Here is a 21,853-nt window from a genome sequence, read left to right as displayed (position 1 = left end):
CTAATTGTCTGGGGCGCGCGCCCCCCCCCCGGCGGCCGGGGACGCCCAGCCCCGTCCCCGGCCGCCCGTTCCCGAACCCCGACGCCTCCGGGAGGAAACGGCACACAGGCCGGCCCGGGACCCCGCGGCGTGGCGGGGCCCCGGCCCGGCCCAAACAGCGTCGGGTGGTTCCGTCACCAGTGGTCGATGATGGAACCACCCGACGCAGCCCCGCCCAGAGCCCGGAGACAGCCGAAAGGGCCGCCAGAATTACCGGCGACTCCGACAGGCGGCCTGAACTGCACGAAACCACTGTTCACCGCCTCCCGGGGCACTGACATCAGGAACCCCACCAGGGGCTGCGCCAGGAGCCGCGGGACGGCTCCCGACGGCGGCCGGACAGCGGACGGCACCGACAGGCTCACCGAAGAACCACCGGCCCGCCGCAGGAGCGAACCCCGAACCGACCGGCGCCCTCCACTACCAGGACCAAGGACAGGAGAAGGGGTCGTCGGAATCTCCGGCCTGCCCGGTACGGCGCCTGACCTGCGGTGACGCCGCACCGGACCGGATCCCCACAAGACCGCGCCGCGATCAGCCCGTGACGGTCCCGGCATGCCGGGTGAGCGCGTCCAGGAGCGCGGTCTGCCGGTCGGTCAGCTTGCCGTCGGTGCGGGCCGTCGCCTGCTTGCGCAGCCACGTGCCGGGCCTAAACGCCGGGTCGTCGCCCAGGCCGGTGCGGTTGGCGGGGCCGTCGAGGGTGCCGCCGGCCTCTAGGTAGGCGAGCAGGCGGCGGTACGACCTGTTCCAGTCCGGCTCCAGCCGCCACAGCCCGTCCAGGCCGTCCAGCTTCGCGGCCTGGACGGCGGTGAGGCCTGCGGCCTTGCGCTGGCGGCGCATCCACGCCCCGGCCGCGTAGCCGTCCAGCTTCTCGGCGGCGGGGACGGCAAGGTGGCCGTGGCGGGCGGCCCAGGCCCGAGCGTAGGCGTGGCCGCGCTCCCAGGCATTGGCGTTCTTCGACCAGACCATCCCGAGCGCGTCCAGCTCGCTGACCCGGGCCGCGTCCAGGAGGTGCTGGCCGTTCAGGTAGCACTGGCGCTCCAGCCAGGAGACCAGCCCGGCGTGCTTCGTCTTGTCGGTGGGGTCGAGGTGTCCGTGCCGGAGGTGGAACGCGGCCGCGACGGCGTGCATGCGCTGCCACTCCACCGCGCGGGGGTTGAAGGCGCGGAGCTTGACGGTCTGCAGGATCCGGGCGGCGTGCCGGCGCGCGTCGATCCGCAGCCAGTCCACCGGCGACCCGGTCGCCGCCGGCCGCTGCCCGTCCGTCCCGGTCCCGGCGGCCGTGCCGTCCCCGGCGGCCGTGGTGGTGGTGAGCGGGGCGGACTGGGCGCGGCTCGCACGCAGTTCCGTGATCCGGCCCACCACCCGGGCGTCATGCGCGGCCAGCGCGCGCAGGACCCGCCAGATGGTGCGGAACGAGGAGGCCTCGATCTCGGCGTCGGCCTCCGCCTTCACCGCCTCACCGGCGTCGCGGACCTCCGCCGGGTCCGCCGCGGCGGTGTCGTCACCGGCCGGCGGGGTCGGGAGGTAGACCGGGGTGACGACCCAGGACACCTTGCCCTGCCGGTAGAACTGGCGCAGCGCCCTGCCCACCGCCTGGACGATGTCGATGACCGAGGACTTGGGGTCCGCGAAGCAGATGGCGTCTACGGCGGCGACGTCGATGCCTTCCGTCAGGAGCCGGCTGTTGCAGAGGATGCCGCGCCCCTCGCCGTCCTCGCCGGTGTGGGTCTTGAAGTCTGCGAACGCGGCCCGGCGGTCCTTGAGCCGGTCGGTGCCGGCCACCGCCTTCGCCCAGATCCGCTCCGGGCGCTCGGAGGCGTCCAGCAGCTCGGAGGCGTCCAGCAGGGTGCTCGCGAACTCCCGCGCCGCGGTCACCCGGGAGTGGAAGGTGATGACCCGTCGCAGGCCGAGGTCGGCGACCGCGCGCAGCACCACGATCTGCAACGCGAGGCGCAGCAGTTCCTCGTTGCTGCGCTGGGAGCGGAGGTCGGCGACGGCGGGGAGGTTGAGGAGCTCGCGCAGGTCCTCGTCGGTCACCACCGGCACGAGGACGCGGTAGTCGGCGAGGTAGCCGTGCTCGATGCCCTGTCCGAGGGTCCAGGTGAACACGGTCTTGCCGTAGATCTCCTGCGAGTCCATGGAGCACAGCACGGGCAGCGCCTGGCCGTCGGCGTCGGCGAGGTCGGCCAGGCCGTCCTTCGCGGGGACCTGGGCGTCGTTGTCGATCGCGGCCCACGCTTTCCCTTCCGAACCGGCCGTACGGTGGGCCTCGTCGATGATTACGAGGTCCCACTGGGCCAGTCCCCAGCCCTGGTGGGCCTCGACGATGCGCTCCAGCGATGCGTAGGTGGCGTAAACGGTGACCGGTTCGCCGGGCTTCTCCTTGACGAGCAGGTCCGCGATGCGCGGGTCTGCGTGGTCACCTGGGCGTGGACGCGGCCACCGGCCTCCGCGCTCTCCAGCGCCTCCTCCCGCGAACACGCCGCCACCGCCAGACCCCGGCGCCCGCCCCTCAGCGACCAGGCTTCGGCGGTCTGCTCCAGCAGCTCGATCGTCGGCACCAGGACCAGCACCCGGCCCCGAGCGGCCAGGCGGCGGGCGCAGCCGGCGGCGATCAGCGTCTTGCCGGAGCCGGTCGCCGCGACAACGGTGGCGCGGCCGCCGTCCTTCACCTCGCGCACCGCGGCCGCCACCGCATCCTTCTGGAACCAGTGCAGCGGCAGCGGATTCGCTGCGGCGGTGCCGGACGGCTGCGCCGGGACCGGCTGAGCGGCTGCGGCGCGGAACGCGGCCGGCACGTCGGCCTCGGTGGCGGTGGTGGTCTCCACGACGGTGCTTCTCCTTCGGATGCTGAGACGGCGGGGCGAGGCGCTCGGTGCTGTGGGAGGGTCTGGGCGGGCGGCCTCTCCCCGGGGCCAGGTCATGGATGGGGAGAGGCCGACCGGACTCTCTACTGCGGCTCGGGCGGCACCCAGCCGCGGACTTCCAGGTAGGCGATGTCGGCGTCCTCGACCGCGCGGCCGGTCTCCACCAGCCACTCCCGCATCGCCTCGGTGACGTCGCCGTGATGGTCCGCGACGCGCTGGGACCACTCGGCGGCGTCGAACCCGCCCGTGGACGCGGAGCCGTAGGTACGCTCCTCCGTGCCGTCGGAACGCGGGACGAAGCCACGGCGGATGCCGCCGGAGTCCTGCTCCGACCCGGCCGAGTAGACGTACTGGTCGGCCTTCATCCGCACGGTGAAGGCGAGACGGCCGCCGGCCTGGCCGGTCTCGTGCACCACCGGGGCCAGGTGCGAGGCGCCGGACTTGATGGCCTGCTTGCCCGCGCGGCCGGCCATCGACTCGCCGGACTCTGCACCTCGGTGACAGCGCAATCGGCATTCCACTGACACCACAGCGGGGCATGCGGTAGAAGCACGGGCGGCGCGGCGAGACAACGGCAGGCAGTACGTGCGGGATGGCAGGTAACGCCGGCAGCACTGAATGGAGACCATCGTCTGCGAAGGTGGTCCGGGAGCCGGTCCAGGGCTCGGTCCGGCTGCCCGCACACTCGGGATCACCGACCTCGCGGCTCTGCAAGCCCGAAAACCATGGTCGCTGCGTCGCCGCGCATGACATGATCGGCCGCATGATCGAATCTCTTGCACGGAACGGCGGCCACCGCCCCGTCCGGTGAAGTGGCTGGACGAGGCCGTGGCCTCAGGAACCGCCACCACGCCTGCCAGCCCTTCCCGCATCGCGGTCTTCGACGCGGTACGCGCCGACCGCACCGGACCCGTCGCCTCCCGGCTCCTGCGGCTCGCGCACTCCGACAACCCTGTCGTACGCGGTGAGGTACTCGCTCTCCTCCGGAGCCTTGCCCACGACGGGCCCTGGCCCGAAGCCGCGGACGCCGGGGTGGCCCGACTCACCGACTCCGATGAGGAAGTACGGTGCCGGGCCGCGAGGCTCGTCGTGGACGCAGGGCGCCGCGACCTCGCCCTCACAGCCCTCGGCGAACTCACCGCCCCCGTCGTACGCACCGTTCTCGCCCACGCACTCGGCGCCCGCATCGCCCACCTGCGAGCCGACCCCCTGGCGTCCGTCCGCTTCCTCGCCCACCTGGAGACCCTGCGGGCGGCCCCGCCCGAGCGATGGCCGGCTCTGGACGCAGCGCTGCACGCCGACACCCGTGAAGCCTCGCATCACCTGGAGAGCCTCGGACGGGACTGGGGGCAGGTGCTGTACCGGCTGGGGCGCGAGCAGCACACGTACACGGTCACGGCCCGCCTCCTCGCCGACCCCGTAACGCGGGACATCGGCGCAGATCTCGCCCGCGAAGCGTGTCACGACTGGCGGGCGGCCCCGGTCGAGCTGTTGCCCCTGCTCGTCCGTCACTGCGGGCAGAGCGTCAGCGATGCCATGGCGAAGGCCCTCACAACGGCCTCGATCTCAAGAGCGGCGATGCGTGCGCACGGCGCCCTGGCGGCCACGGTCCCGTTCACGCCGTACCCGAAGGCCCGTCACCCCTGCCCTGGCGCTACGCCGTCGTACGACAGCGCATCCGCGGCTGCGCTCCTGGCGGCCAAACCCGTGGGGATAGGCCGCCTTGCGCACGCCCCCGCGATCTTCGGCGCCCTATTGGACTCGGGGCCGTTGACTTTCCGGCAGGCGGCCCAGCTGTACAGCCTCACTTTTCGGTGGCCAGGTCGGATGCAGGCCCTGTGTGCTCCGCTGTGGCTGCGCCACGCGGGCCCGCCCGCACTGCCCCGGCTGCTCGCCCACATCACACCGCACTTGGGCGAGTACTCGGTCGGCGAGCACTACCTCGCGTGCCTGGCGCAGATGGGCCGCCACGCGCTGCCCGCGCTGCCGGCCGTGGCGGCGCTGATCGACCGACGTTCCCGGATCCCCGTCAACGACTCCACCCGGGACGCCGAGACGGAACTGGACGAACGCCTGCTGGCCGCTGCTCTCGACGCCCGCCGCGCGATCCTCGCGGACGCCACCGCGCAGCCACCGGCCCCGGGGCCTCGCGTGTGAACGCCTCGCTGTAGAGGTCAGACTGCAACACCCCCTGTCGGGGCGGTGCCAGGACCGGCCGGGCCGCACAGCCCGGCTCCCGACCCGGCCGGGCCCACAGACCGAAGCATCCAGACAGCCAACCCGCCAAGTGAACCGCCCGGCCGTGCCGAGGCTGGTGTCGACCTGCGCCCGGGAGGCTCCTGCGGCGAGTGCGGCGTCGACCATGCGCGCCCGGGCGGCGTCCAGGTCCGCCCGCAGCCCGGCGACCAGGGTGAGGGCGGCCAGCGCCGGTTCCCGCCCGGGGGCGTCGCCGGCCACGGCCGCCGCGAAGGCGCGCTCGGCCGGCATCGGCCGGGCCCCCCGCACCCAGGCCTGCCGGTCCGCGCCCACCGCGTACCGGGCGGTGAGCAGCTCCAGGCAGGACAGCGCCAGCGCCTGCCCTTCGCCGTCGGGTTCGCCCTTGCGGCCCGCGGGGACGGCGGGCGTCCCGACCGGGCCGGGGTCCAGCAGCCACGCCACCGCGCGCCGGCGCAGCAGCTCGGCCAGGGCCCTGTCCCGGCTCTCGTAGCGGACCTCGCCCCAGGGGTCACGCGCGGCGGTGAGGCGCAGCAGCCGGTCCACCATCGCGCCCGGCGCAGGACGGCCGCGGTAAGGGTGTGCATGGCGTCGAGGACGTCGACTTCCTGGTGGGGGCGCCAGCTGTCTGCCAGGGCGGCGGCCTCCTGGTGCATCGCGCGGGCGTAGGAGTCGAGGCAGGCCGGGGTGAAGGAGGGCTGGATGAGGCAGCGCTGGCACCGGTGCTCTCCGCCCGTCGCGGTGAACAGGCCCTTGCCGAGGATCCTCGTGGCCCGCTCGTACAGCGGTCCTCCCTTGTCGAACCGCTCGGCCTGGACGACGAGGACGGTGTTGACGAGCCGTGGCGAGCACAGCAGGTGGACGCGGCGGGTGCCGAGGTCGACCTGGACGATGTCGCCGGTGCGGCGGCAGGCCGCCAGCCACTTCGCGGGATCGCGCACGAGTGCGGGGACGTGGCCCAGGACCGGCCAGGCACCGGGCGCCGGCGCCGGGCCGGGGAGGGCGGAGGGGAGGCTCAACGGGTCAACCACCTGGTGGCCGCGAAGGTGTTCGGACCGGCTGGCGACGGGGCCGCTAGCCGCATCTCACGTCAGGTAGATGCCGGCGAGGGTCGCCGCGTCGCGCAGCAGGGCTGGCGGCGGGTCGGCCTCCTGAAGGCTCTCCAGTGCCAGGCGCATGTGCTCGTGGTTCCGCTCACGGGTCCAGGCCCGCCCGCCGCACCGCTCGATCAGGTCCGCGACGGCGGCCAGCTCCTCCTGGGCGGGTTCGCCGTCCCCGGCGTAGAAGTCCGCCAGGCGCCCGCTGTCGCGGTGCCCCGACTCCAGGCACACCGCGACCGTGGGCGTGATCTTGCGGCGGCGCACGTCGCCGTAGCGGGCCCGGGTCGGTGGCCGCGCGGGCCACAGGTCCGACAGGTCGTTGTGGTACTGGACGGCCATGCCGAGGTGCCAGCCGAACCGGCTGACGGCCGCGACCTGCCCGGTGGAGGCGTCGGTGAGCAGCGCGGGCAGGCAGCAGACCGCGCGCACACCCTCGGCGGTCTTGGCGGCCTGCACGGCGACGGCCTGGTCCAGGCTGGTCTCGCAGCGGCCCTCGTGCTCCTCGTCGCGGACCTGGCCCGCGCACAGCTGGAGCCAGCCCTCGCGGATGATCCGCAGGGCCTGCGAGGTGCGGGGGTGCGGGTGCTCGCCCAGGTGAGCGACGGCCAGGGCCAGCAGGGCATCCCCGGCCATGATGGCGTGCCCGGTGCTGTAGGCCGCCAGTACGGTGAGCCGGCCGCGTCGGCGGACTTCCAGGTCGATGATGTCGTCATGGAGGGTGGCCACGTTCATCAGGAGGTTGCCGGCGACGACGGCGGGCAGCGCGCGTTCGAGTGGCCCCCCGTCGACACCCGCGCACAGCAGGGTGAAGGCGATGCCCTTGCGGCCGGTGCCGCCGCGCACGCCGACCGCCGCACCGCCGTCCTTGCCGGCCCAGCCGTAGTGGTAGTACACGGTCTCCCGCAGCGGCGACGGCAGGGTGTCCAGCACGCGCGCGAGCGCCGGATCGGTCATCCGCGCCGTGTCGGCGAGGATCTCCTCGGCCGTACGGCCCGGACCGGGCGGGGCGACAGGCATCACGGGCAACTCCGTTCTTCCTCCCGACGATGGCCGGCCAGCCCCCACCCTAGGAAGCGAACGGTCCGCCACCATGCAGTTCAGGCACGACTGAACGGGTGATTGCAGACCATCGGGACTGTCCGGTCGCACTCGGGGTGTCCGTGGATCTTGTCCTGAGCTGCAGGTTTGCCAGGTCGGTTGAGAACCGTGCATCCGCGTGTTCTCAACCAACCTGCGTTCTGCGGAATCTCGGCGTGGCTGCTAGTGGACCTTGCCGCGTCTGCGATCGATGTGCCGGCGCGGTCGCCGGTGCCCGGCAGATCCTTGGCGAGCCGGCCTGCGAGTGCGCTCACCGGGCATCGACCGGGTGAGGACGCCGAGTGTGAGCAGAGCGAGCGTCGGCAGCACAGCGACGAGGATTCCCATCGGCAAGGCGTCGGTGGCGCCACCTGCGCCGGCCAGCGGAGCAAGTACCCCGCCGATCATGAACTGGCTGAAGCCGAGCAGAGCGGCGGCCGACCCGGCGTGTCCGCCGTGGTCGGCCAGGGCCTGGGCCGCAGCGTTCGGCATGACGAGGCCCACGCTGGAAACCAGGACGAACAGGCCGATCAGGAGCACGGGCAGGGGAGCCCGTGTCAGCGCCGCGCCCAGGACCGTGGTGCCACCAGCTGTCGCGCCCAGCAGACCGGCGAGCAGCAGCAGGCGGGCGCCGGCCCGGGCCACCAGCCGGCCGCTGATCTGGGCAGCCGCAATGAGTCCGGCGGCGTTGACGGCGAACACGGCGCTGTACTGCTGCGGTGACAGGCCGTGGATTTCCTGCAGGACGAACGGCGAGCCGGAGATGTAGGCGAACATCGCCGCGAAGACCAGACCGTTGGCCAGGACGTACCCGGTGAAGACCCGGTCGCTGAGCAGCTGCCCGACGACAACCAGCAGCGGCTGGCGTGACGCGGAGGACCGGGTCTCCGGCAGTCCTGCGGCGGAGGCCGCCAGCATCACGGCGCCGAGTACGGCCAGGGCCACGAAGATTCCGGGCCAGGCCGTGACGCGCAGCAGCTGGCCGCCGAGGACCGGTGCGAACACCGGCGCCAGGCCGGTGATCAAGGTCAGTGCGGAGAAGAGACGTGCGGTGCGGGTTCCGGAGGTGCGGTCGCGGACCATGGCGTTGGCGATGACGATGCCGAACGCCCCGCCGATGCCCTGGACCAGGCGTAGGCCGACGAAGGTCCGGACGTCGGGCGCCACCGCGCAGAGCGCGCTGGCGATCGTGTAGAGGGCGAGGCCCGCCAGCAACGGACGCCGCCGGCCGTAGGTGTCGCTCAGCGGCCCGGCGATCAGCTGCCCGATGGCCAGCCCGGCCAGGCAGGCGGTGACGGTGAGCTGGGTGGCCGCGGCGCTGGCGCGCAGGTCGCCGGCGAGGTCCGGCAGTCCGGGCAGGTAGCCGTCGATGGACAGTGGTCCCAGGGCCACGAGCGCTGCGAGCAGGACGATGAATCGGGTTTGCCGGCCGGCGGCGTCGTTGCTCATGACTCAGTACGCCACGGTGATGCGGCGGCGGATCGCGGTGCCGCTCTCGACCGTGTCGGCCAAGGCGATCGCGTAGTCGGCGTACGAGATGCGGCTGTTGCCGTCATCGTCGGTGAGCAGGGTATCCCCGGCGCTGCGGTAGGCCCCGGTCCGCTCGCCCGCTCCGATGACTGCGGCGGGCGACACGTACGTCCAGTCGAGGTCGTGCACGCTGCGGTAGAGATCGAGCGCTTCGGACTGGGCCTCGGCGTTGGCCTTCCACAGCGCGGGGAAGTCCGGGTCGTCCATGACCCGGGCGCCGGTCGGCGTGCGTAGGCTACCGGCACCGCCGATGGTGACCAGGCGGGTGACGCCGGCTCGGCGGAGTCCGTCGATCAGCGCACGGGCGGCACCGAGGATCGTGGCGCGGTCGTTCTCCTGGCCGATCCGGGGGCCGACGGCCGACAGTACGGCGTCGTGGGAGGCGGCGAGGCCGGCGACCACGGCGGCGTCTGTGACGTCACCGGTGGTCACGGTCAGCGCCCTGTGCTTGAGTCCGTCGATGTGACCGGCTCGGGTGACCGCGGTGACGGTGTGGCCGCGACGCAGTAGTTCCTCGGTGGTGGGCCGGCCGATGTTGCCGCTGGCACCGAACAGGACGATCTTCATGTGTGCTCCTTGTTTCTGATGGTCAGAGGACGGGCTGGCCGTCGGCGACGATGGCTGCGGTGATGCCGCGCGCGGCGGCGGCGCGCTGGAAACGCTGCTCGATGTCGGGTTGTTCGGTGTAGAACGGCGGGTTGTGGAACAGGCCGTAGTGCATGGCGCAGACGGTGCCGGCGCCGAGTGCGACGGCGGCCTCGACGCCCTGCTCGGGGGTCATGGTCGCCGGGACGTTGGCCGCGTAGCCCTCGAAGTGGGCGATGACGCCGTTGACCGGGACGAACGCGACGTCGAACGGGCCGTGGTCGCGGGCGATCTGCCACCAGCTGCCGTGCCACTGGGTGTCGCCGCAGTGGATGACCCGCCGGCCGGCGCCTTCGACGACCCAGGCGACCTGGTCACAGTCGTTGCCGCGCCAGTCCAGCGAGGTCACCGGGGTGACGGTCAGCTCTCCGATGCGGCGTGACTGGCCCAGGTCCTGGGCGACGGGGGTGATGCCCACCTCGACCAGCGCCGCCGCGCTCGGGGTGTGGCAGCCGATCGTGCCGGTGGCCGCGATCCGGGCGATCAGGTCGTGGTCGTAGTGGTCGGGGTGCAGGTGGGTGATGAGGGCGTGGGTGCCGGGCGGGGAATCGACCGGGTCGACCGGCCGGTGCGGCGGCCCCATCACCGGCGCCAGCGGAGCGACGTTCTCGAGCGGGTCGATCAGCAGGCGGGTGTCGCCGAGACGGATCTCGACGCCGGCCCAGGCCAGCCGACGCACGGAAAGGGTGGAGGTCATGGGCAGTGACGCTAGACCGACGTTGTTGAGAAAGTCAACAAGAGAGTTTTGAATCTCAACGCCACGATGTAGGGTGGTGGCATGCGCACCTACGGGCAGTACTGCGGCATCGCGAAAGCACTGGACACCATCGGCGACCGATGGACCCTGCTGATCGTCCGTGAACTGCTCGCCCTGGGTCCGTGCCGGCACACCGACCTGCGCAACGGGCTGCCCGGGATCGCCAGCAACCTGCTGGTCGACCGGCTCCGCGAACTCGAGGAAGCCGGCCTGATCCACCGCAAGGCCGCCCCGCCGCCGGTGGCCACCACCTTGTTCTCCCTCACCGAGCGTGGCCGCGCGCTGGAGCCGGTGCTGCAGGAGCTGAGCCGGTGGGGCGTGCCGCTGCTGCGTGAGCCGGGCGGCAACGACACCTTCCGCACCCACTGGCTGGACATGCCCGCCCGAGCACTGACCGACCACCGCCCTGACCAGCCGGCAATCGCCCTGCAACTGCACGCCGACGGCAGCGAAGACCTGGTCATCGAAGTCAAGGACGGCTCGGTGCACACACACGCCGGCCGGGTCGACCACCCCACCGCATCACTGACCGGACCGCCGCACCTGCTGGCTGCGACCCTGCTCGGCGACCTCGATCTGAGCGCCGCAGTACAGCAAGGCCTGCTGCTCAGCGGCGAACGCGAGGCAGTAGTGCGCATCCTGCCCCGCTGATCGACCGGCCGCTCGCGGGCCTGCGATCTCAAGCTCTACCGAGTCTGCTTACCGCTTCAGCAGGTCGATCGCGTCCATCACCGGCCGGTAGGCGGTGTTGTTGCACTTCAGCTCCAGCGCCCCGAGCAGCGGGGAGAGCATCCGCCGCCAGTGCCCCGAGTACGACGAGCGCAGCACCGTGCGCACCCGCGCCCGGTAGCGGGCCTCGTTCGCCGCGGCCTCCGCGGCCAGCGCCTTCAGCGTCGCCTCGGCGGCCACGGGATGGGGCCCAGATCACTGACGGGTGGCGGCGGGCGACCCGCGCCAGCCCCGACACCGCCGCTTCGGAGCACGACGGTGGGCAGCCAGTGCATCATGCACCGACTGCCCACCGTTGTTCTTGTGATGTCAGGGCATCAGGTGCTGATAGCCCGCCACAAGGGTTGGTCCGTATTCAAATTGCGTCCCAAGGGCCTCGTACCGGTCGTACTGCGCCTGTGTGATCCGCGGGGCGTAGGTGAGCGAACCCAGGAGGTAGCGAAACGCCATGTCGGGACAGACGTACGCGGCAGTGTGCATGAGCGCGGGCACTGCCCCGGGGACGGACATCCGGGACGAGTCCTGTGCCAGCTTCAGGAGGCCGGGCGTGACGATCATGATCTCGTCGAGGACGGCCCCGGCCAGGTGCTGGTACGGGTTGGGCTCCACCTCCGCTGGCGGGGTGAGGCCCTCCGCACTGAGCCGATCCCGGCAGAGCCGGATGATTCCGAGGAGCCAGTCGCGGGGGTCGATCCCCTCGTCCCTCAGGTCCAGACGACGCTCGCTTCCCAGTGCCCAAAGCGTTTCGAACACCCAGGTCGGCACGGCTGGCGCTGCGAGCCGGACGGCATCGACGAGGAGTGCCTCCACCAGGTACGGCGGCATGTCGTCGGTGTAGTACGCCAGCGCTCGGGCCTCGGTCGTCCAGTCGTCCCGCCAGCTGTGGTGGAAGACCTGCCCCAGATGGGGCAGACCGAACTCGTGCCCGTTGTACCTCTCGGTCATTGCACCCCCGGAGCCAGTGGAAAGATTGATCCGACGATCCACTTCTTACCATTGTGCTTGTTCGACTTCAGCAACCGCACCCTGACCCTGGTCCCGGCATCGACGACGTCGTTGACGTTGCCGCCTGCCAGGTACACCTTGCCCAGTGAGGTCAGGCGCTGGCCGTTCCGGATGACATCGACGTCGATGCCGATGTCCTCGAAGGCTGGCCCGTCCGGTTGTCCGAACGTGCGAAGTGCGTCCTGACTCTTCTCGAGGGCCGACCGCAGAGCGTCCTCGGCGATGCTGAGGTCGGTGAACACCCCGTTTGGCTGGGTGGCGGTGGTGAGAGCCGCGGCCTGCGCGGGCGTGACCCCTGCACGCTCGCCGTTGGGGCCGTAGTTGCCTTCGGCGACGCTTACGGTCCAGTCGAGGACGTCGAACTCGGCCCGGGCGATAGCCGCGGCGGCCTGCTCGGGAGTGTGGCCGGCGTCCGTCAGGAGCCGGGTCAGCAGGTGGTAGCCAGCGCCGCGCATCTGAGTCCTCCTCGGGAAGCGGGCCGTCCCGGCCTCGGTGGGCCGCGACGGCGGGTCGGATCGGTGCGGGACGGGGTCAGCCGGTGACGGTCCCGGCGTGCCCGGTGAACGCGTCCAGGAGAGCGGCCTGCCGCTCCGTCAGCTTCCCGGCGGCGCGGGCCGTAGCCTGCTTGCGCAGCCAGTTGCCGGGCCGGAAGGCGGGGTCGTCTGCGAGGCCGGTGCGGTTGGCGGGGCCGTCGAGGGTGCCGCCGGCCTCCAGGTAGGCGAGCAGGCGCCGGTACGACCTGTTCCAGTCCGGCTCCAGCCGCCACAGCTCGTCCAGGCCGTCGAGCTTGGCGACCTGGTCGGCGGTGAGGCCTGCGGCTTTGCGCTGGCGGCGCGTCCAGGCGCCGACCGCGTAGCCGTCCAGCTTCTCGGTGGCGGGGACGGCGAGGTGGCCGTGGCGGGCGGCCCAGGCCCAGGCGTAGGCGTGGCCGCGTTCCCAGGCGTTGGCGTTCTTCGACCAGATCATGCCGAGCGCGTCCAGCTCACTGACGCGGGCCGGGTCGAGGAGGTGCTGGCCGTTCAGGTAGCGCTGGCGCTCGAGCCAGGAGACCAGCCCGGCGTGGACCGTCTTGTCGGTGGGGTCGAGGTGGCCGTGCCGGAGGTGGAAGGCGGCCGCGACGGCGTGCATGCGCTGCCACTCGACCGCGCGGGGGTTGAAGGCGCGGAGCTTGACGGTCTGCAGGATCCGGGCGGCGTGGCGGCGGGCGTCGATCCGCAGCCAGTCTACCGGCGACCCGGTCGGCGCCGGCCGCCGCCCGGGCGGCCTCCAGCCGCTCCTGGGCCTCCCGTTCCAGTTGTTCCTTAGGGTCGATGCCGCGCCCTGCGGACGTCCCCCTGCCGAGGGTGCCGCTCGGCGAGCAGACAGCTCGGCGGCCAGTCCCGGGCTGCTGCTCCTCGTCTTGTTGGCCGAGTCCGACCGTAGGCCTGCGCCCGCTTGGGTTTCCAGGAAGTTGCGGGGGTTTGCGCTCCTCAGATGAGCACACCGCCTCGGTCCGTGCAGGTCCAGCGGCACCGGCTCGGGGCAGGCCTCGCCGGACCACGCCGTTCCGGCCCGATGCAGATTCCGGTGGTCTTGACGGTGGACCTCCCGTTCCTGAATCGTCGAGCAAATCCGCGCAACTGGCTTGCGAGAGGGGCTTGGCATGGCACTACGGTTGATCGCGAAGGACCCCAATACCGGGGACGACGAGTGCCCGACCGTCTGGTACGACGACGAAGCTGACGAGATCGTCGTGCAGGGCTGGAAGGCCGACGAGAAGCTGCGCGCCAGGTGCCTGGAGACCGGCAGCATCCCCGACACCGAGGATGTCGTCCGGCTGCCGGCCAGGATGGTGCCGATCTTGAGGAAGGCATGCGATGCAGCCGAAGCCGAAGGTACCGACGTTCGCTGAGCAGCTGGCCGCCGCCCGCTCCGCCGCGGTCCACCTGGAGATGCGCGACTCCTACAGCGTGGCCAAGGAGACCGAGGCGTTCGCGGCGTGGCAGGACGGCTTCCGGTACGACCCTGATGACCGGGCGTCCTGGTGGCGGCCGTGGCTGACCTTGATCGAGGAGACCGTCGCCCGCGGGGTCGAGGTCCGCCGGGTCAGGATCGTGTCCGAGCCGGTGTCGGAGTACATCCGGTTCGAGCACTCCGGGACCTTCACCAATGTCGCGGCGGGCGAGCAGATCCGCTGGCTGCCCCGGCGGCAGGCGTCGGACATCGCCTTGCCGGGAAACGACTTCTGGCTGTTCGACGACCAACTGGTGCGGTTCAACCACTTCACCGGTGACGGGGAGTCGGCAGGGCCGTCGTTCAGCGACGATCCGGCGGTGGCCCTGCTGTGCTCGACGGCCTTCGCGTCGGCGTGGGGCCGGGCCGTGCCGTGCCGCACGAGCAGTACAGCGTCTGAGCCCGGGCACCGGACGCAGCAGAATCGATGTCGATCTCCCCGTCCTCCAGCGCCCAGGCGGCCCGCAGAGTTCTGGCCGCACGCCTCACCGAGCTGATGCGCGACGCCGGCTTGAAGGGCGGGGAGCTGTCGGCCCGCTGCGGCTGGCACGCGGCCAAGACCTCGCGCATCCTCAACACCCGCATCGGACCGTCGGATTCGGACATCCGGGCGTGGTGCCGGGCCTGCGGGGCCGACGACCAGGCCGCCGACCTGATCGCCTCCAACAGGGCGGCGGACTCCCTGTACGTGGAGTGGCGGCGGTTCACCCGCTCGGGCCTGCGCCAGGCGCAGGAAGCCCGCGTGCCGCTCTACGTCCGCACCCGCCAGTTCCGCGCCTACTCCTCCCGGGTCGTCCCCGGGGCCTTGCAGACCAGGGAGTACGCCGGCGCGCTGCTGCGCACGGTGGCCGACGTCCGGCAGACTCCGGACCACGTGGCCCAGGCTGTCGAGGCCCGGCTCGCCCGGTCGAGCGTCGTGTTCAAGGGCGGGCGCCGCCTCGTCGCGGTCATCGAGGAGTCCGTGCTGCGGTACCGGATCGGCGGCGAGGAGGTGATGGCGGGCCAGCTCACGCACCTGCTCGGGGTCATGTCGAGGCCGTCGGTGTCGCTGGGGATCATCCCGTTCACGGCCTCCCGGAGCATGTGGCCCGTCGAGACGTTCAACCTGTTCGATGACCGGCAGGCCGGGGTGGAGCTGCTGTCGGCGCAGGTCACCGTGACCGCTCCGTCCGATCTCGCGCTCTACTCCCAGGCGTTCGCCCGCTTCAGCGCGCTCGCCGTGCACGGCGGCGCCGCCCGCGCGCTGATCGCCACCGCGATCAGCGACCTGGGCTGAGGCCCGCAAAAATTCGCAACTTCGTTGAGCCGCAACACGGTTGGTCCGTAGCGTTCACAGGGCCGCCGGGCAGTGCCCGGCGCCATCAGGTACCCCAACAGCAGTCGGAGGAACCATGGCAACCGCAGTTGCACCCACCGACCCGATCATCGGCCCGCTCCGGAACGTGCGCGACCACGTCCCCGCCGACCTGTGGGACAAGCAGGTCGGCCTCCTGATGCGCGACTACCCGTACGACTCCGTCATGGCCGCCCGCGTCCTCGGACAGGGCTACGCCTACCTGCTGACCGCGATGGCCCACCGCGGCGAGAAGCTGGGCCTGGGACCCAGCTCGCTGGTCGACATCGGCGTCCACACGATCATCCTGGACACCGTCGCCTACGCCGAGCTGTGCCGGATCCACAACGGCGGCCACTTCCTGCACCACGTGCCGGCCGTGGAGTTCAAGAACGACGGCACGGTCCTGCGCACGGCCGAGCTCATCGCAGCCGACGGCTGGAACGTGGACCTGCCGCTGTGGGCGGACGCCGCGAAGCGCGGACCCTGCCACCCCGGTAACGACTCGCACTGACACCGGAGTTGAGGTGACCCCGGCCGGGCGGGGACCACCTCGGCGCGGTCGGGTGGTCTTCACCCAAACCCCTGCGCCCGGACGCACCGGGTACCAGGATGACCCGGGTGAAGACCACCTCTCCCACCCAAGGCGCAGCGCCAGACCTGTGGCACCACTACGGCCGCACCCGCGGCGACACCGACCGATCGGTCCCCGAGGAGTTCTCCTGGATCTGGGCCCAGGACAGCGGTCCGGGGGCCGAGATGCTGGGTGACCTGACCGGCCTCCTCGTGGCCGACCTCGGCGCAGGTGCCGCCCGGCACGCAGCCCACCTCGCCACCCACCATGCTCCAGCCCGGGTCGACGCCGTCGACGCCTCCCCCGCCCAACACGCCATGGCCAGCGCCCTCTACGGCCACCTCGCCCCCCGCCTACGCACGGTGCACGCCGACGTGGCCGAGCACCTGAACGAGCGCCCGGGCGGGTACAACGTCCTGTACTCCGTGTTCGGCGCCGTCGACTTCACCGACCCCCGCCTGCTGCTTCCGGCCGCCGCCCGCGCGCTGCACCCCGGCGGCATGTTCGCCGCCGCCACCCTGGGCCACTACATCGGCGGCGCGCCCGCCGAGCCGGACGTCCAGCACGCCGACGTCCCGGCCCGCGCCCCGGACGGCACGCCGACCACGATGCGCCGCTGGGTCCTCCAGGAGCACGTCTGGACGAAGCTGCTGGACTCTGCCGGATTCACCGAGATCACCATCGACCGGCTGCCCCCGGCGACACCGGGCCCGCGCTCAGCCGACACCCTGCTGCTCCGGGCCTACCGGTCCGGGTGACGGCCGCCGGGCAGACCGGCTACCGGATGCGGCGGGCAAGACCCGGTCCCGCCTCGACTTCCGGTGTGTGTGCTCCACCGGCGGCTAGTCATCGACGGTCGCCCGGGCCCGCGCGTGCGATAGCCATCTGGACGGCTTTGTCGGTGGTCACTGCTGCTCTTCTGCCACCGCGGTGGGTTCCTCGGACTGCTGCTCGGGCAGCGCCGGGGTCTCGGTGCCGGCCTGGGCGGTTCACGCCGCGAGCCAGGTGCTGAGTTCCTCTTCGGTGAGGGTGCTCTGATCGACAAGGTGGCCCCCGGGAGTGCGGCGGACGACGCGGGCATCCGGGCCGGGGACGTCATCACGTCGTTCAACAACACTCCAGTGCGCGACGCTGCCAGTCTGCGTGCGGCCAGGGAGGGGAAGCTGCGCGTGGGTGCCACGATCCCCGTCACCTACCGCCGACCCGACGGCGCGGTCCGGACGGTGCAGGTCACCCTGGAGCAGCGCGGGCCCCGTCGATCGGCGGCCCCGTCGCGGGCGGTATCGAGGTGGGGACGTGGTGGCCGGGACGGCCGTACGAGCGGCCGGGGCCGGGAAGGGCGCCGCGGCACGTGGCCGTGGCCCGAACGTAGGAGAGCAAAGCGGCATGGTCAAGAGTCAGTACAGCGGGGAGCGGACGTGGGACGAGGACACGCGGATCATCAACCACTTCGCCAGCTTCCTTGAATTCCAGACCGCGCAGTTGCGCTGGTACCGCGCGCAGCCGCGCCGACAGCAGGTGGCGATGGGGCTGGACCTGGACAAGGGCGGCCGGGATGCCTCGGACATCGTTGAGGACAACGTCGGTCCAGGGACTGATCGCGGCGACGTCCCCGGGGGAATGCTGGGCGGGCGGTGAGGTCACCGGCCGTGCGCTTGGGGCGACCGCACACACTGCCGCGGTGTGACCACGCCCCGAGCCCTCTGGCGGCCCCGGCCCGCTGTGTGACCGGCAAAGCCGAGTAGGGCGGAGGCTATCCGGGTTCCGGTTGCCCGGTCGATGAGTCGCAAGAGCTGACGCAACCGGGCCCGCGGTCCTCGCGAAGCGGGTGGCCCGCGACAGCAACCCTCGGTGGACCACCCCGATGGCGATTCGCGGCCACCTCGAACGGCTCCGGAGCGGCGGGGACTTCGAGCAGTGGTACCGCAGCCGATTCCCGTCGGGAGCCTGTTCGCCGCGGCCGCCGACGAGGTCGGGATCGACAGGGCGGCGGCGCCGGCCGCCCTGGGCCTGGCTGCTGGCGCACTGTGCAGTCCCCCGGCCGGGGGATCCCAGATCCCGACGCGCGACCCCTGAACGACGAGATCGTTCCCAGGGCATGAAGAACAGCCTTCGTGCTCTCGCCGCCGCCCTTGGGACCGCTGCCCTTCTGACGGCCCCCGCCGCACCTGCCCTCGCCGACACCGGCTCGAACAGCGGCCCCGTGATGGAGGCGGACGTGACGGCGCAGATGGTCGGCGGACCCGGCCAGCTCACCCCCGGCAAGATCGACTTCACCGACCGGTTCTCCGCCAACGGTGGGTTCTCCTACTGATCGGCACCAACCTTCTCCTCCTCATCCGCTGAAAACCGCTGCGGCGGTCCTGCGCCGGCCGCCGCAGCGACTTCGACTCGCCGAGCGCACACCGCCCGGCCCTGGTCAGCTCCTCGGGGCGGGGCTCTGTGCCGTCCCGGGTTCGGTAGCACGGCGGACGGCGTAACGGACAGGGGCGGAGCCGATAAGCCAGGCCCGAAAGGTCCGCAGCGCCCACGTGGGCCGCTGGCGGCCCCGGGCCGTGACCTGTGAACCGGAGGCGTCGCTATGCCCGACAACCCGCATCCGACCGTGACCGACCCGGAGTTCTATCGGACGGTCTTCGAGAACGACAGGGTGCGGGTCGTCGAGTACCGCGACACACCGGGCGTGCGGACCCGGCTGCACCACCACCCCGCCAGCGTGCGGGCATAGAGGAAGTCCAGGCTGACGCCCGCCGCGCGAGCGACAGTCCGGAGGCCTCGCCGAACGAGGCGGTGTAGTGGTGCGCGACCACCGCGGTGGCAGCGCCGGCCAGATCGCGCGCGGCGGCCAGGGCCTCGACGTCCGGGACCTGCTCGTCGGGTCCGGCCGCCTGGCCCAGGTCCGCCACCAGCAACCCCAGGCGCAGCACCAGCAGCAGTCGTTCGGCGTCGGGGGCGGCGGGCGGGACACGGCCGGGATCGTCGGCGGCCACCTGGGCGACGACGGCCGCCTCTGCTGGACCACGACCGCACCAAGCGGTGCGGTCCGGCGGAGTGGTCGCGCCGGGAGTTCGCCGACGAGCGGCCGGGGGCCGAACCCGTACGCCGACCTGCCCCCGCACGTCCACGGCCGGTCCGTGAAGACCGGCAAGATCCTGCGCGCCGAGCCGATCGCACAGCAGGTCGTGGAGGACCGGGCGCGCTTCGGCACGAACCTGCCACTCCTGGAAGAGGAGTGGGCGACGTACCAGGTCGGCGCGGAGTCGCCCGGGCCGGATCGACGCCTCCGCCCTGGGCACCCCCGCAACTCCCGCGTGACGGGAATCGTGCGCCCTGTTTGCCGCCGTAGGTGGTGTTGTTTCAAAATGTCGAGAGCGCTGACTGGAAATCCGTGTCGATGCTTCGGCTGGCGGCCTGGATGGCGGCCTTGTCGTCATTGGTGACCTCGGAGCCCAGGGTGTCGTCGAGTCTCATGGTCTCCCGGGCGAGGCGGGCGATGGAGTCCTCCATCGTGGGGTCGAGGCCGAGGCGCCGGAACTCGGGCTCCTTTGCTTTCAGGGCCTGCGTCGTTGTCGTGGTCTGCGCTACGAGGGTGGTCGCCTGTCGAACGAGTGCGTCAGATGAAGCCTGGTCCAGCTTGCCGGCTTCGCGGGCGTCGGTCGTGCTGTCTTCGATGGTCCGGGACAGTTTGGTCGCGGTGCTCTGGACCGCCAGCGCGGAAATAAGGTTCGTGACCTTGTTTGTAGCGCTTTCGAGGTCGCTCATCCCACTCACGATGTCGTCGATGTCGGAGATCACCTTGGCCGCTCCGGGGCTTGTAGGAGCCGATCCGGTATCCGCAGAGGCGGGAGCGGCCGCGGACAGGGTGAGCACGCCGACGAGTACGGCCGCGCTGAGAGTCTGGATGCGGATGTGCGTCATTCGTCTCCCCTGAGAGTCATGTTTTGCGAGGTGCCCGGCCACCGGTCCGTTGTCCAGAAGCGGCTTGCTCTTCAACTCCACCCGCCGCCATCTCGTGGCGTCCCACCCGCGAGATGTCTTCATCAGGCGGACTGAAGACATCAGCATCGCGTTCCTAGCTCTACGGCCACGCAACTCTGCACCAAGTGTCTACGAAAAGACATAAAAAGAGCCACACGCGAGCATATCAAGGCAATCGGGCGAAATACCCCAAGAACACTCGTCAATCCGCTTCCGTGCACTCCCGTTCTTGAAAGCAAGGAACGATCACTGTCCAGGCGCAGAGTGAAGCAGGGACGCGGCTTAGCCAGGACGCCGGGGCAGCCGACGGACACGAGGCGGCCGCAGTCCCTTACAGGGCCGCAGCCTGCCCAGGCGCCTGGGTTATCCGGTGATGCGGCGGGCGGCTCAGTGCTGCGCCCGTGGGCGTCAGCCCTCCGTGCCGCCAGTGCCTTGGGGCGGTGGCGTGGGCGAAGGCGCACTGGACGGTCGGCGCCGCCACGTACGGTACCGGCGGTGCGACCTTGGTGTGCGGCGCGAACGACGTCCCGATCGTGTTCGTGAACCAGTAGACGCTGGTCCAGGTGAGCAGGTCCTTCTCCTCGAACTGGACGTGGGACCTGGGGATGGTGGCCACCCGGCTTCCCCCGGAGCAGCCGCAGCGCGCGCCGTGGCCGACTCAACGTCAGGCCGTGATGTCCACCAGGACTTTGCCGACCATGCGGCTCTCGACCGCTCGGTGCGCGTCGGGGGTGCGTTCGAGGGGAAAGCGGTGCAGCGGCAGTCCGTGCTCCTTGCCGACCGGCATCGCGCCGTCGCGCACTGCGGCGGCGACGTCCTGGGCGGCCGCGGCGCGTGCTTCCGGACCGGCCAGGAAGAGGATCAGGAACTGGAACCGCGCGTTGAGCACCATGTTCTGCAAGACGTCCAGTTCGACCGGCTTGCCGCCGTCGTTGGCGTAGGTCGAGATCGTGCCGCGCGTTCGCAGTACGGCGAGGTCCAGGGCGAGGTTCGTGCCGAGCGCCACCTCGGCGATGATGTCGACGCCGTCCGGGGCTGTCGTGCGGATCGCGGCGGTCGGGTCGCCCTCGCGGTAGTTGATCACGTGGTGGGCTCCGGCGGCGGTGGCCAGCCGGGCTTTTTCCGGACTGCTGACCGTGCTGATCACGGTGGCGCCAGCCCATCGGGCGAGTTGGATCACCGCGTGGCCCACGGCCCCGGCCCCGCCCGCGGCGAGCACCACCTTCCCGTCGAGGGCCCCGGGCCCAAGCCGGCGCGGTCCGTCCTCGGCGACGGTGAGCGCGCGGTGCGCGGTGAGCGCGGGGACGCCGAGTGAGGCGCCGACGTCGAAGCCGGCATCGTCGGGCAGCGGCACGGCCTGTTCGGCCGGCACGACGGTGAACTCGGCGGCGGTGCCAGTGGGCCGCCCCGCAGCGGCCATGAACAGCCAGACGCGCTGACCGACCCGGCTGTGGTCGACGCCCTCACCGACGGCGTCGATCGTGCCGGCGCCGTCGAGGTGCGGGGTGATCTCGGGGAAGTGCTTGGGGTGGCCGGCGCCGGAGCGCGCCTGCCAGTCGGTCGGGTTGACCCCGGACACGGCGACCCGTACGCGGACCTCGCCGGGGCCGGGCTCAGGCAGGTCGCGGTCGACGAATCGGAGGACGTCGGGGGTGCCGGTGTCGCGGTAGACGATGGCCTTCATGATCCGTCCTTGGTACCTGGTGGAGGGGTTTCCCGGTGTGGCCTGACGCTTCGCCAGGGTGGCAGGCGGGGGTGTGGCAGCGGCCCGGGCCGTGGCGGTTACGGTCAGCCGATGGGGAGTTCGTTGGGGCGGGACTCGATGGCGTCGAGGGTGGCGAGGGTCGCGGCGTCGAGGGTGATCCCGCCGGCCGCCGTGTTGGCCTCCAGATGGGCGGTGTCGGCGGTGCCGGGAATGAGCAGCACGTTGGGGGCGTGGTGCAGCAGCCAGGCGAGGGCGACCTGGGAGGGTGTGACGCCCAGTGACGCGGCCACGGCGTGCACCGCCGG

Annotated in this window: 27 protein-coding genes; 11 read left to right on the top strand and 16 right to left on the bottom strand. The window is 71.8% G+C overall.

Annotated elements, in window-relative coordinates:
- Window positions 1–573 precede the first annotated feature (573 nt).
- The 3 genes from AB0O91_RS39850 to AB0O91_RS39840 form a co-directional block, all read right to left on the bottom strand.
- Entirely contained in the window at window positions 574–2,181 is a 1,608-nt protein-coding gene (locus AB0O91_RS39850; RefSeq protein WP_363444002.1) for a Helicase associated domain protein, read from the bottom strand.
- 140 nt (window positions 2,182–2,321) lie between these two features.
- A complete protein-coding gene (locus AB0O91_RS39845) occupies window positions 2,322–2,870 on the bottom strand; it encodes a DEAD/DEAH box helicase family protein (protein WP_363444000.1) in 549 nt (182 codons plus the stop codon).
- 122 nt (window positions 2,871–2,992) lie between these two features.
- Window positions 2,993–3,382 carry a hypothetical protein gene (locus tag AB0O91_RS39840; protein WP_363443997.1) on the bottom strand — a complete coding sequence of 130 codons (390 nt, stop codon included), beginning with the start codon at window positions 3,380–3,382 and terminating at the stop codon, window positions 2,993–2,995.
- 334 nt (window positions 3,383–3,716) lie between these two features.
- Between AB0O91_RS39840 and AB0O91_RS39835 the strand changes: the two genes are divergently transcribed.
- Window positions 3,717–5,066, top strand: a complete 1,350-nt coding sequence (locus tag AB0O91_RS39835) for a hypothetical protein (protein WP_363443994.1) — start codon at window positions 3,717–3,719, stop codon at window positions 5,064–5,066.
- A gap of 17 nt (window positions 5,067–5,083) precedes the next feature.
- On the opposite strand, the gene AB0O91_RS39830 is transcribed toward AB0O91_RS39835, so the two are convergent.
- The 5 genes from AB0O91_RS39830 to AB0O91_RS39810 form a co-directional block, all read right to left on the bottom strand.
- The gene (locus AB0O91_RS39830; RefSeq protein ID WP_363443991.1) at window positions 5,084–6,154 is read right to left on the bottom strand and encodes a cytochrome P450; all 1,071 of its coding nucleotides are present in this window, start codon (window positions 6,152–6,154) and stop codon (window positions 5,084–5,086) included.
- Between the two features lie 54 nt (window positions 6,155–6,208).
- Window positions 6,209–7,240, bottom strand: a complete 1,032-nt coding sequence (locus AB0O91_RS39825; protein ID WP_363444008.1) for a polyprenyl synthetase family protein — start codon at window positions 7,238–7,240, stop codon at window positions 6,209–6,211.
- A gap of 243 nt (window positions 7,241–7,483) precedes the next feature.
- Window positions 7,484–8,749, bottom strand: coding sequence for a multidrug effflux MFS transporter (locus AB0O91_RS39820; RefSeq protein WP_363443988.1), 1,266 nt, complete (start codon window positions 8,747–8,749; stop codon window positions 7,484–7,486).
- A gap of 3 nt (window positions 8,750–8,752) precedes the next feature.
- The gene (locus AB0O91_RS39815; RefSeq protein WP_363443985.1) at window positions 8,753–9,397 is read right to left on the bottom strand and encodes an NAD(P)H-binding protein; all 645 of its coding nucleotides are present in this window, start codon (window positions 9,395–9,397) and stop codon (window positions 8,753–8,755) included.
- Window positions 9,398–9,419: 22 nt separating this feature from the next.
- A complete protein-coding gene (locus AB0O91_RS39810) occupies window positions 9,420–10,172 on the bottom strand; it encodes an MBL fold metallo-hydrolase (RefSeq protein WP_363443982.1) in 753 nt (250 codons plus the stop codon).
- An 81-nt stretch (window positions 10,173–10,253) separates the two neighbouring features.
- Here AB0O91_RS39810 and AB0O91_RS39805 point away from each other — a divergent pair, with 81 nt between their 5' ends.
- Window positions 10,254–10,883 (top strand): helix-turn-helix domain-containing protein, encoded by a 630-nt coding sequence (locus AB0O91_RS39805; protein ID WP_363443979.1) that lies wholly within the window; start codon window positions 10,254–10,256, stop codon window positions 10,881–10,883.
- 48 nt (window positions 10,884–10,931) lie between these two features.
- On the opposite strand, the gene AB0O91_RS39800 is transcribed toward AB0O91_RS39805, so the two are convergent.
- The 4 genes from AB0O91_RS39800 to AB0O91_RS39785 all read right to left on the bottom strand — a co-directional run bounded on the left by AB0O91_RS39800 (window position 10,932) and on the right by AB0O91_RS39785 (window position 13,610).
- Window positions 10,932–11,141, bottom strand: a complete 210-nt coding sequence (locus AB0O91_RS39800) for a hypothetical protein (protein WP_363443976.1) — start codon at window positions 11,139–11,141, stop codon at window positions 10,932–10,934.
- A gap of 129 nt (window positions 11,142–11,270) precedes the next feature.
- Window positions 11,271–11,906, bottom strand: a complete 636-nt coding sequence (locus AB0O91_RS39795; RefSeq protein ID WP_363443973.1) for a hypothetical protein — start codon at window positions 11,904–11,906, stop codon at window positions 11,271–11,273.
- A complete protein-coding gene (locus AB0O91_RS39790; RefSeq protein WP_363443970.1) occupies window positions 11,903–12,421 on the bottom strand; it encodes a hypothetical protein in 519 nt (172 codons plus the stop codon). The genes AB0O91_RS39795 and AB0O91_RS39790 overlap by 4 nt, the downstream gene beginning before the upstream one ends.
- Window positions 12,422–12,497: 76 nt before the next feature.
- On the bottom strand, window positions 12,498–13,610 hold the full coding sequence (locus tag AB0O91_RS39785) for a helicase associated domain-containing protein (protein WP_363443967.1): 1,113 nt from the start codon (window positions 13,608–13,610) through the stop codon (window positions 12,498–12,500).
- On the opposite strand from AB0O91_RS39785, the gene AB0O91_RS39780 reads away from it, so the two are divergent.
- From AB0O91_RS39780 to AB0O91_RS39740, 9 genes are all read left to right on the top strand, one after another.
- Window positions 13,609–13,857 carry a hypothetical protein gene (locus AB0O91_RS39780; protein WP_363443964.1) on the top strand — a complete coding sequence of 83 codons (249 nt, stop codon included), beginning with the start codon at window positions 13,609–13,611 and terminating at the stop codon, window positions 13,855–13,857. The two genes, AB0O91_RS39785 and AB0O91_RS39780, sit on opposite strands and share 2 nt — an antisense overlap.
- The gene (locus tag AB0O91_RS39775; protein ID WP_363443961.1) at window positions 13,823–14,455 is read left to right on the top strand and encodes a DUF6879 family protein; all 633 of its coding nucleotides are present in this window, start codon (window positions 13,823–13,825) and stop codon (window positions 14,453–14,455) included. The genes AB0O91_RS39780 and AB0O91_RS39775 overlap by 35 nt, the downstream gene beginning before the upstream one ends.
- Window positions 14,386–15,234, top strand: a complete 849-nt coding sequence (locus AB0O91_RS39770) for a helix-turn-helix transcriptional regulator (protein WP_363443958.1) — start codon at window positions 14,386–14,388, stop codon at window positions 15,232–15,234. The genes AB0O91_RS39775 and AB0O91_RS39770 overlap by 70 nt, the downstream gene beginning before the upstream one ends.
- Before the next feature lie 115 nt (window positions 15,235–15,349).
- Window positions 15,350–15,805, top strand: a complete 456-nt coding sequence (locus tag AB0O91_RS39765) for a hypothetical protein (protein ID WP_363443955.1) — start codon at window positions 15,350–15,352, stop codon at window positions 15,803–15,805.
- A gap of 107 nt (window positions 15,806–15,912) precedes the next feature.
- Window positions 15,913–16,623: a class I SAM-dependent methyltransferase gene (locus tag AB0O91_RS39760; protein ID WP_363443952.1), complete on the top strand. Its 711-nt coding sequence runs from the start codon at window positions 15,913–15,915 to the stop codon at window positions 16,621–16,623.
- A gap of 150 nt (window positions 16,624–16,773) precedes the next feature.
- On the top strand, window positions 16,774–17,331 hold the full coding sequence (locus AB0O91_RS39755; protein WP_363444005.1) for a PDZ domain-containing protein: 558 nt from the start codon (window positions 16,774–16,776) through the stop codon (window positions 17,329–17,331).
- Window positions 17,252–17,503, top strand: a complete 252-nt coding sequence (locus tag AB0O91_RS39750) for a hypothetical protein (protein ID WP_363443949.1) — start codon at window positions 17,252–17,254, stop codon at window positions 17,501–17,503. The genes AB0O91_RS39755 and AB0O91_RS39750 overlap by 80 nt, the downstream gene beginning before the upstream one ends.
- A gap of 460 nt (window positions 17,504–17,963) precedes the next feature.
- Window positions 17,964–18,179: a hypothetical protein gene (locus AB0O91_RS39745; RefSeq protein ID WP_363443946.1), complete on the top strand. Its 216-nt coding sequence runs from the start codon at window positions 17,964–17,966 to the stop codon at window positions 18,177–18,179.
- A 267-nt stretch (window positions 18,180–18,446) separates the two neighbouring features.
- On the top strand, window positions 18,447–18,593 hold the full coding sequence (locus tag AB0O91_RS39740) for a hypothetical protein (protein ID WP_363443943.1): 147 nt from the start codon (window positions 18,447–18,449) through the stop codon (window positions 18,591–18,593).
- 629 nt (window positions 18,594–19,222) lie between these two features.
- On the opposite strand, the gene AB0O91_RS39735 is transcribed toward AB0O91_RS39740, so the two are convergent.
- The 4 genes from AB0O91_RS39735 to AB0O91_RS39720 form a co-directional block, all read right to left on the bottom strand.
- Entirely contained in the window at window positions 19,223–19,783 is a 561-nt protein-coding gene (locus AB0O91_RS39735; protein ID WP_363443941.1) for a cell wall mannoprotein 1 family protein, read from the bottom strand.
- 391 nt (window positions 19,784–20,174) lie between these two features.
- Window positions 20,175–20,459, bottom strand: a complete 285-nt coding sequence (locus AB0O91_RS39730) for a hypothetical protein (RefSeq protein ID WP_363443938.1) — start codon at window positions 20,457–20,459, stop codon at window positions 20,175–20,177.
- 48 nt (window positions 20,460–20,507) lie between these two features.
- On the bottom strand, window positions 20,508–21,527 hold the full coding sequence (locus AB0O91_RS39725) for an NADPH:quinone reductase (RefSeq protein WP_363443936.1): 1,020 nt from the start codon (window positions 21,525–21,527) through the stop codon (window positions 20,508–20,510).
- 104 nt (window positions 21,528–21,631) lie between these two features.
- On the bottom strand, window positions 21,632–21,853 hold a 222-nt coding region (locus tag AB0O91_RS39720; RefSeq protein ID WP_363443933.1), incomplete at its 5' end, for an aldo/keto reductase.

The organism is Kitasatospora sp. NPDC089797 (genome assembly GCF_040684795.1).
Taxonomy (GTDB): Bacteria; Actinomycetota; Actinomycetes; order Streptomycetales; family Streptomycetaceae; genus Kitasatospora.
The sequence above is the reverse complement of the archived record's forward strand: the minus strand, read 5'-3'. Positions and strand labels throughout refer to the sequence as shown.

Bases quoted from the DNA above. Each gene is read 5' to 3' on its own strand.
- AB0O91_RS39740 (WP_363443943.1), top strand. From the start codon at position 18,447: ATGCCCGACAACCCGCATCCGACCGTGACCGACCCGGAGTTCTATCGG.
- AB0O91_RS39820 (WP_363443988.1), bottom strand. From the start codon at position 8,749: ATGAGCAACGACGCCGCCGGCCGGCAAACCCGATTCATCGTCCTGCTC.
- AB0O91_RS39785 (WP_363443967.1), bottom strand. From the start codon at position 13,610: ATGCCAAGCCCCTCTCGCAAGCCAGTTGCGCGGATTTGCTCGACGATT.
- AB0O91_RS39775 (WP_363443961.1), top strand. From the start codon at position 13,823: ATGCAGCCGAAGCCGAAGGTACCGACGTTCGCTGAGCAGCTGGCCGCC.
- AB0O91_RS39750 (WP_363443949.1), top strand. From the start codon at position 17,252: ATGGTCAAGAGTCAGTACAGCGGGGAGCGGACGTGGGACGAGGACACG.
- AB0O91_RS39735 (WP_363443941.1), bottom strand. From the start codon at position 19,783: ATGACGCACATCCGCATCCAGACTCTCAGCGCGGCCGTACTCGTCGGC.
- AB0O91_RS39770 (WP_363443958.1), top strand. From the start codon at position 14,386: ATGTCGATCTCCCCGTCCTCCAGCGCCCAGGCGGCCCGCAGAGTTCTG.
- AB0O91_RS39850 (WP_363444002.1), bottom strand. From the start codon at position 2,181: ATGGACTCGCAGGAGATCTACGGCAAGACCGTGTTCACCTGGACCCTC.
- AB0O91_RS39765 (WP_363443955.1), top strand. From the start codon at position 15,350: ATGGCAACCGCAGTTGCACCCACCGACCCGATCATCGGCCCGCTCCGG.
- AB0O91_RS39840 (WP_363443997.1), bottom strand. From the start codon at position 3,382: ATGGCCGGCCGCGCGGGCAAGCAGGCCATCAAGTCCGGCGCCTCGCAC.
- AB0O91_RS39790 (WP_363443970.1), bottom strand. From the start codon at position 12,421: ATGCGCGGCGCTGGCTACCACCTGCTGACCCGGCTCCTGACGGACGCC.
- AB0O91_RS39815 (WP_363443985.1), bottom strand. From the start codon at position 9,397: ATGAAGATCGTCCTGTTCGGTGCCAGCGGCAACATCGGCCGGCCCACC.
- AB0O91_RS39780 (WP_363443964.1), top strand. From the start codon at position 13,609: ATGGCACTACGGTTGATCGCGAAGGACCCCAATACCGGGGACGACGAG.
- AB0O91_RS39725 (WP_363443936.1), bottom strand. From the start codon at position 21,527: ATGAAGGCCATCGTCTACCGCGACACCGGCACCCCCGACGTCCTCCGA.
- AB0O91_RS39745 (WP_363443946.1), top strand. From the start codon at position 17,964: ATGAAGAACAGCCTTCGTGCTCTCGCCGCCGCCCTTGGGACCGCTGCC.
- AB0O91_RS39795 (WP_363443973.1), bottom strand. From the start codon at position 11,906: ATGACCGAGAGGTACAACGGGCACGAGTTCGGTCTGCCCCATCTGGGG.
- AB0O91_RS39825 (WP_363444008.1), bottom strand. From the start codon at position 7,240: ATGCCTGTCGCCCCGCCCGGTCCGGGCCGTACGGCCGAGGAGATCCTC.
- AB0O91_RS39810 (WP_363443982.1), bottom strand. From the start codon at position 10,172: ATGACCTCCACCCTTTCCGTGCGTCGGCTGGCCTGGGCCGGCGTCGAG.
- AB0O91_RS39805 (WP_363443979.1), top strand. From the start codon at position 10,254: ATGCGCACCTACGGGCAGTACTGCGGCATCGCGAAAGCACTGGACACC.